Annotated in this window: 5 protein-coding genes; 1 reads left to right on the top strand and 4 read right to left on the bottom strand. The window is 63.5% G+C overall.

Features of this window, described 5'->3' with window-relative positions:
* The 3 genes from AC1D1X_RS11300 to ggt form a co-directional block, all read right to left on the bottom strand.
* A partial coding sequence (locus tag AC1D1X_RS11300; protein WP_477698294.1) for an RNA polymerase sigma factor region1.1 domain-containing protein occupies nucleotides 1–1,687 on the bottom strand: 1,687 nt, incomplete at its 3' end.
* Between the two features lie 389 nt (nucleotides 1,688–2,076).
* Nucleotides 2,077–4,059: a DNA primase gene (gene dnaG / locus AC1D1X_RS11305; RefSeq protein ID WP_477671037.1), complete on the bottom strand. Its 1,983-nt coding sequence runs from the start codon at nucleotides 4,057–4,059 to the stop codon at nucleotides 2,077–2,079.
* A 67-nt stretch (nucleotides 4,060–4,126) separates the two neighbouring features.
* The gene (gene ggt / locus AC1D1X_RS11310; RefSeq protein WP_477698295.1) at nucleotides 4,127–5,995 is read right to left on the bottom strand and encodes a gamma-glutamyltransferase; all 1,869 of its coding nucleotides are present in this window, start codon (nucleotides 5,993–5,995) and stop codon (nucleotides 4,127–4,129) included.
* Between the two features lie 111 nt (nucleotides 5,996–6,106).
* On the opposite strand from ggt, the gene AC1D1X_RS11315 reads away from it, so the two are divergent.
* Nucleotides 6,107–7,039 (top strand): LysR family transcriptional regulator, encoded by a 933-nt coding sequence (locus tag AC1D1X_RS11315; protein WP_477698296.1) that lies wholly within the window; start codon nucleotides 6,107–6,109, stop codon nucleotides 7,037–7,039.
* 2 nt (nucleotides 7,040–7,041) lie between these two features.
* Here the strand turns inward: AC1D1X_RS11315 and AC1D1X_RS11320 are convergent.
* The coding region (locus tag AC1D1X_RS11320) for an SDR family NAD(P)-dependent oxidoreductase (protein ID WP_477698297.1) at nucleotides 7,042–7,444 on the bottom strand (403 nt) is incomplete at its 5' end.

Here is a 7,444-nt window from a genome sequence, read left to right on the forward strand (position 1 = left end):
CCACGCGGGCTTGCAACTCAGCTAGCTTGGTTTGCAGTTCCTGGATGGGCGGCACGTTACGCGCCATCACCACCGACCACGGCTTGCCGGAGGCAACCTGCTTTTCAACCCATTTCAGGTTGAGCAGGTTGGGCGGGAAGTCCTTGATGAAGACTTCCTGCGGCATGCCGCATTTCTCGACGATGATGCGGCGCAGCTCGCGCTCTTTCTTGCGCACGTCCAGCACCTGGCCGCGCAGCATGTCGCACAGCTTTTCAATGGTCTTGGCGGTAAAGCGCACCGTCATCAGCTCGTCGCTCAGGGCTTTTTGCGACTTTACGTAAGTCGGTGTGCCGTAGCCTTCCTTGTCGTAGGTCTTGTGGACCTTCTCGAACAGGGTGGCGATCTTGTCGAAGCGGCTGAGTGCTTCTTTCTTGAGCTCTTCGAGCTTCTTGGTCAGGGCCTTGGAGCCGCCCTTGCCGTCGTCGTCGTCCTCTTCGTCGAATTCGTCAAAGTCTTCTTCGGCCACATAGTCGTCGGCTTCATTGGGGTTGGAAAAGCCGTCGACCACGGTGGAGATGACGATTTTGCCTTCGCGGATTTCTTCGCCCAGACGCATGATTTCTGCGATGGTGGCGGGGCTTTCCGAGATGGCTTCCATCATCTTCATGAGGCCGCCCTCGATGCGCTTGGCGATTTCGATTTCGCCTTCGCGCGTCAAGAGCTCAACCGTGCCCATTTCACGCATGTACATGCGCACGGGGTCGGTGGTCCGGCCGAATTCGCTGTCGACGGTGGACAGCGCGGCTTCGGCTTCTTCTTCGGCTTCTTCTTCCGTGGCGACCGTAGGGCCGGTGTTGTTCAGCAGCAGGGTTTCGGCGTCAGGCGCCTGCTCGTACACGGCCACGCCCATGTCGTTGAGCATGTTGACCACGACTTCCAGCGTTTCAGCATCGACCAGCTTGTCGGGAAGGTGGTCGGAGATTTCGCCATGCGTGAGGTAGCCGCGCGTTTTACCCAGCTTGATCAGGGTTTTCAGGCGCAGGCGGCGTTTGAGCATGTCTTCTTCGGAGAGGACGGTTTCGTCCAGGCCGAATTCCTTCATCAGGGCGCGTTCCTTCGCCTTGCTGATTTTCATGCGCAGCGGTTTGACCTTCTCGGTCGTTTCCGCGATGGGTTCCCCGACGAGATCGTCTTCAATGTCGGACATGTCGAGGTCTTCCCCCGTCTTGACCGGGCCGGCGGCGCTCTTCGGCTTGCGGCCGCGCTTGGCGCCGGTGGTAGTGGCAGGCGCGCTGCCTTCGGCTGCCGGGTTCTTGGGCGGGCGGCCGGGTTTCTTCTTCACGGGCACGTCGGCGGAGACGGCGAGGGGCTTGGCTTCAGGACTGGACTTGGTCGGCACGGCGGGGGCTTTCTTCAGGGGCAAATCGGAAATCGCGGATTTCGCGGTTTTCAGGGGGGCTTTGCTCACCAGGGCATTGGGTTTGCTGGGTTTAACAGATATGGCGTGTTTTCCCGGCTTTTCAACCTTGCCGCTTTTGGCGGCAGGCTTTGCGGCAGCCTTGGTTGCTGCTTTGACTGGAGGCTTGCCTGCGGGCCGGGCAGCAGCTTTGGGCGCTGCCTTGGCTTTGGGCTTTGCGGCAGCTTTGGGCTGCGCACCTTGCGGCTTCTTGGACGTGCTCGGCTTCTTCGGCTTGGCAGTAGGCATAGGACCTCCAGTTGTCGGGAATTGTTTTAAATATCGATCAGCTACCAGTAAACAAAAATGCGCCTTTGCGCCTGTACAAAGCACAGGCACGGTGACAAGAGTTCAGAGTCAAAACGAGAGGGCGGAAAACAGGCCGGGCAATGCCAAAGGCACATGGCGGCTTATTTTCCCGGGCAAGCTGTTTGGGCGAACATTTGGTGTGCAGTCCTTGCGGAAATTCCCTGGGGGAAGTGGCCGTCTCATCTGTGAGTTCCCCGAAGTTTCAGGGTGGCCGGGCCGGAGGTGCTGCTGTCGCGCTTGCCGTCGAAAATCGGATTATACCCTGTTGCCTGTTTTTTGGGCGATTTATATGGCCCAGAAACAGGGATTTTTCCGGAGGCCGGGCCCGCTCAGCGGGCCGGGTCGGTGGCGGTGGTTTTGAGGCTGGCGGCCAGTTCCAGGTAGCGCTGCCGGGCGGCCGGGTCGGTGGCGGCGCGAGCGGCCAGCTCGCTCATCTCGCGCTGGCGGTGCAGGCGCAGGAGCTGGTCCAGGATGCTCCGAACCTCATCCCAGTCACTTTCGATGCCTTCGGGAATCTGTGCGATCTGCGCTGTGGCGTGTCTTTCGTAAGGGTGGCCGCGCAGCCCTTCACGCAAGGCGGCCCAGGGCTGGGGTCCGTGCTCATGCAACTGGCTCTCCAGCCAGATGAAAAGCGGGCCGTGGGGCTCAGGCAACTCGACCAGTAAATGATGCTCTTCAGTGGTGAGCCGGTCCCAGGTCTGGGCCTCGGTCAGCAGCAACCTGAGCACGCGGTCTTCACGACTGGCCGGCAGGATACGGCCAGCCACGCGGCGTGGAGCCCGGGCGCCGAAGCTGCGTCCCGCCGTTGACGATGCCGGGAAATAGTTGCCAGAGGGCTCGGACGAGGTGTAATCGGGCTCCTCGCGAAAATCCGGCAGATAGTCCGCAGGGCCGGACATGTCCTGGGAAGCGCCTGATGCTGAGGATGATTCCGGCTTCTGGCCCTTATTGGACGTGCGTAAGCTGCTATTATTTTTATAGCTGCCCTTGGAGGTCGCAGGTTGCCAAAGCTGCATCAGTTCGCGGCTGTCAATCAATACCCTGTCGGCAATTTCAGCCAGCAGCTGGCGTTTCAATGCGCCATCGGGCATCAGGTTCCACAGCGGGCGGGCGTTGCTGGCCATGTGGGCGCGGCCCTCGGCGGTGTCCAGGTCGCAGCCCTCGGCGGCGGCCTCCAGCAGGAAGCGGCTGAGCGGCACGGCCTTGCTGACATAGGCCGCGAAGCCTTCCTGGCCGTGCTCGCGGATGTAACTGTCGGGGTCGTGTTCGGCCGGCAGGAACAGGAACTTGACGGTGCGTACGTCCGTGGCAAAGGGCAGGGCGGCGTCCAGCGCTTTTCGGGCGGCGCGGCGGCCGGCGCTGTCGCCGTCAAAGCTGAAGACGACTGAGTCGGTGAAGCGGAACAGCTTTTGCACGTGATCAGCCGTGCAGGCGGTGCCCAGGGTTGCCACCGCATTGGCAAACCCCAGCTGGGCCAGGGCCACCACGTCCATATAGCCTTCTGTGACGAGGGCATAGCCGTGTTCGCGCAGGGCGGTGCGGGCCTCGAACAGGCCATAAAGCTCCCGGCCCTTGCTGAACACAGGGGTTTCCGGCGAATTGAGGTACTTGGGCTTTTCGTCGCTGAGCACGCGGCCGCCAAAGCCTATGCATTCGCCCTTGACGTTGCGGATGGGGAACATGACCCGGTCACGAAAGCGGTCATAACGCTTGGCTTCACCGGCCTGGTTTTCTTCGCCGGGCTCGCCCGTGATGACCAGGCCGCTTTCTACCAGCAGCGGGTCGTTGTAATCCGGAAAGACGCTGGCGAGGCTGCGCCAGCCTTCAGGTGCGTAGCCCAGGCCGAAGGTCTTGGCGACTTCGCCCGAAACGCCGCGGCCCTTGAAGTAGTCGATGGCGCGCTCGGAGTTGCGCAGGGCCTTGATGTAGGCGACGCCGGCTTTTTCAAGCACGCTGGTGAGTGTGGCCTGCTGCTCGCGCATCTGGGCGGCCCGCGCCCGGTCTTGCGGGGAGACGTCGTCTTCAGGCACTTGCAGGCCGTATTGCTGGGCAAGGTCCTTGACGGCTTCGACAAAGGTCATGCCGCCGTGGTCCATCAGAAAGCTGATGGCGTTGCCGTTTTTGCCGCAGCCGAAGCAGTGATAGAACTGCTTGGAGGGGCTGACACTGAAAGAGGGCGATTTTTCGCCATGGAAGGGGCACAGGCCCATGAAGTTGGCGCCGCCCTTTTTCAGCTGCACGTAGCGGCCCACGATGTCCACCACGTCGGCGCGCGCGAGCAGCTCCTGGATGAACGATTGGGGGATGGCCATAACCGATTGTAGAAACAACAAGGCCCTGCGACGGCAGGGCCTTGTAATTCACGGGGTATCGGGCGGTTTAGTCACCCAGGACGAGCCCTTCACGCCGCGGATCGGCGCCGCCGAAGAAGCCCTCGGGTGTTCTCTGAATGGCTTGCAGGCCGCTGGTCATGGTTTGTTCGCGTACCTCGGCGCCGCGGCTTCGCAGCGCCTCGACGGTGGCCGGCGAGAAACGTTTTTCTTCCAGGATGCTCGGGCCGTTGAGTGAGGCGAAGTTGGGCAGGTCGATCGCCTGCTGGGCATTGAGGCCCCAGTTCAGCGTGCCGTAAAGCGTCTTGGCCGTGAAGTGAATGATCAGCGCACCGCCGGGGCTGCCGCCGCTCATGACGAGCTGGCCTGAGGTTTTGTCAAACACGAGCGTAGGCGCCATCGACGAGCGCGGGCGTTTGCCGGCCTGCACACGATTGGCCACGGGCTTGCCGTCGGCATCGGTCGGGGCAAAGCTGAAGTCGGTGAGTTCGTTGTTCAGCAAAAAGCCGCCAGCCTTGCCGGTGCCGCCATCGGTCATCAGGCGCGAACCGAACTGGTCTTCAATCGTCGTGGTCATGGCGATCGCGTTGCCGTAGCCGTCGATGATGCTGATGTGCGAGGTACCGTACTCGGGCTGGTCGGGCATGGGCGCATAGGCGGTGGTGACGGCGCCTGGAACGCCCGGTTTGGCGGTCTTCATGCTCGGGCCTGCGGGCTGGATCAGCTTGGCGCGCTCGCTGAGATAGGCCGGTGCGAGAAGGCTCATCCAGTTGCCGCCCGGCGGCTGCACGAAATCAGGGTCACCCAGGTATTGCGCACGGTCGGCAAAGGCCAGGCGCGAGGCCTCGGTGTAGAGGTGCAGCCAGTCGGCCGAAGGCGTGGGCGACACGGTGCCGGGAACACCGCCGGTGCCGGTGACCAGGCCCAGGGTGCTGGCCGGCGTGTTGTTCAGGATGCCGAGGATCTGCCCGACCGCAATCGCGCCCGAGCTGGGCGGCGGCATGCCGCAGAGGCGGTAGGCCTTGCCGGCCGCGCTGTAGTCGGAGCAGATCGGGTCGCGCTTTTTGGGCTGGTAGCCGGCCAGGTCGCCCAGGGCCAGCTTGCCGGGGTTGGTGGCGTGGCCCTGCACTTTGGTGACGATGGCTTGCGCGACTTTGCCTTCGAGCAGCGCGCTGGAGCCTTTGGCAGCGATCTGTCGCAGCACGTCGGCGAGCGCCGGGTTGCGCAAGACGGAGCCCACATCGACGGGGCTGCCGTCGGCCTTGTAGAAGTAGGCTGCGGCGGTGGCGTCCTTCTTCAGGTGCACTTCACTCTTGAGCAAGGTATTGAGCCGCGGGCTGACCTTGAAGCCGTTTTCTGCGAGCTGGATGGCCGGCACAAAGAGCTGGGCCCAGGGCAGGCGACCGTATTGCTTGTGGGCCATCTCCAGCATGCGCACCGTGCCGGGCGTGCCGACGGAGCGGCCGCCGACCACGCCGTCGTAAAACGGTATCGGTTTGCCGTCGGCGCCGATAAACAGCTTTTCGTCCACCGCTGCGGGCGCGGTTTCGCGGCCGTCAAAGGCCTCGACCTTGCCGCYGTTGGCGTGCAGCAGGAAGGCGCCGCCACCTATGCCGCTCGATTGCGGCTCCACCAGCGTGAGCACCATTTGCACTGCAATTGCAGCGTCGATGGCCGAACCACCGGCTTTGAGTACCTGGTAACCCGCATCCGTGGCCAGCGGGTTGGCGGCGGCCACGGCGAAGGTCTTGGTGGCCCAGCCGGGCTTGGGGGTGAAGCCCGAAGAGCCCTCGGGCTGCATGTACTTGGTGCCGCGCGCGACTTCATCGGCGGGGACCTGGTAGTTAAATGCGGTGGGGCTGCTGGCGCAGGCGGCAAGCAGCGCGGTGGCTGCCAGCGCCGGGAAGGCGTGTCTCATGCGATATCCTTGAATGTAGTTGTAGCTTGTGGCAGGACCCTGTGCCTGCGCTGTTGAATATATCGAGCGGCCCCGCGCCTCACAATGGCGTTTCAGAGAAATCACTCTTCCATGGAATTTGACAATCTCGATGCCTTGCGCGTGCTGCTGGCTACGGCGGAAACTGGCAGCCTTACAGCAGCGGGCAAGCGCTGCCGGCTGTCTACAGCGGCCGTCAGTGCGGCGATCAAGCGGCTGGAAACCTCGCTGGGTGTACGTCTGTTTGAGCGAACCACACGCGCCGTGCGGCCCACGGCCGAGGGTGCTGTCATGGTCGACCATGCCCGCCGCGCGCTCGAGCTGGTGTCCGAAGGCCAGGCCAAAGTCCGTGCCGGCACCTTCGGCTTGACGGGCAGCATCCGGATCACCGCCACAGCCATGCTGGCCCGCGAGATGCTGGCCTACTGGCTGGCCGAATTTGCCAACACTCACCCGGGTATTGAAATCGACCTGCAGATCAGCGATGCGCGTGTGGACCTGGTGCGCGAGGGCATCGACATCGCCCTGCGCAACGGGCCGCTGATGGATTCGACCCATTCGGCGCGCCTGCTGGCGCCGGCCCGGCGCGTGGCTTGTGCGGCCCCGGACTATCTGGCGCGCCGCGGCACGCCGCTGGAGCCATGCGAGCTTGTGCAGCACGACTGCCTGGTTTGCCATGTGCGCGAGCGCCGGCAAGATCAGTGGCAGTTCGAATTGCAGGGAGAGGCCAGCGCGCCTTTTCAGGTGCGCGTGGCTGGGCCGCTGGCCTGTAACGACGCATCCATTGCGCTGCAGTGGGCGCTGGAGGGGCGGGGCATCGTCTACCAGTCCGAGATCGACCTCATGGCCTCTTTGGCCAGCGGCAAGCTGGTGCGCCTCTTTGCGGGTCACCTGGGTGAGCCGGCGCCGMTTTATGCGGTGGTGCCCAGCCGACGCTATGTGCCGGCCCGCGTCAACGAGGTGATTGAACGGCTTTCAGCGCTGCTGACCGAACGGCTGGCAGCGCTGCACCCGCCTGCGGCCTAGGCTCAACGTGGTGCGAGGCGAATCGCGCCGTCCAGGCGAATCACTTCACCATTGAGCATGTCGTTTTCGATGATGTGTTTGGCCAGGCGCGCATAGTCTTGCGGTGTGCCCAAGCGCGAGGGGAAGGGCACGCCGGCAGCCAGCGAGTCCTGCACTTCCTGCGGCATGCCAAAAAGCATGGGCGTGCCGAAAATGCCGGGCGCGATGGTCATGTTGCGGATGCCGTTGCGCGCGAGGTCGCGGGCAATCGGCAAGGTCATGCCGACAATGCCGCCCTTGGAGGCGCTGTAAGCGGCCTGGCCGATCTGGCCGTCGTAGGCTGCGACCGAGGCGGTCGAAATCAGCACACCGCGCTCACCGGTGGCTTCAGGGTCGTTCTTGCACATGGCGTCGGCTGCCAGGCGG

This window comes from Polaromonas sp. P1_G4 (assembly GCF_056405475.1).

Bases quoted from the DNA above. Each gene is read 5' to 3' on its own strand.
- dnaG (WP_477671037.1), bottom strand. From the start codon at position 4,059: ATGGCCATCCCCCAATCGTTCATCCAGGAGCTGCTCGCGCGCGCCGAC.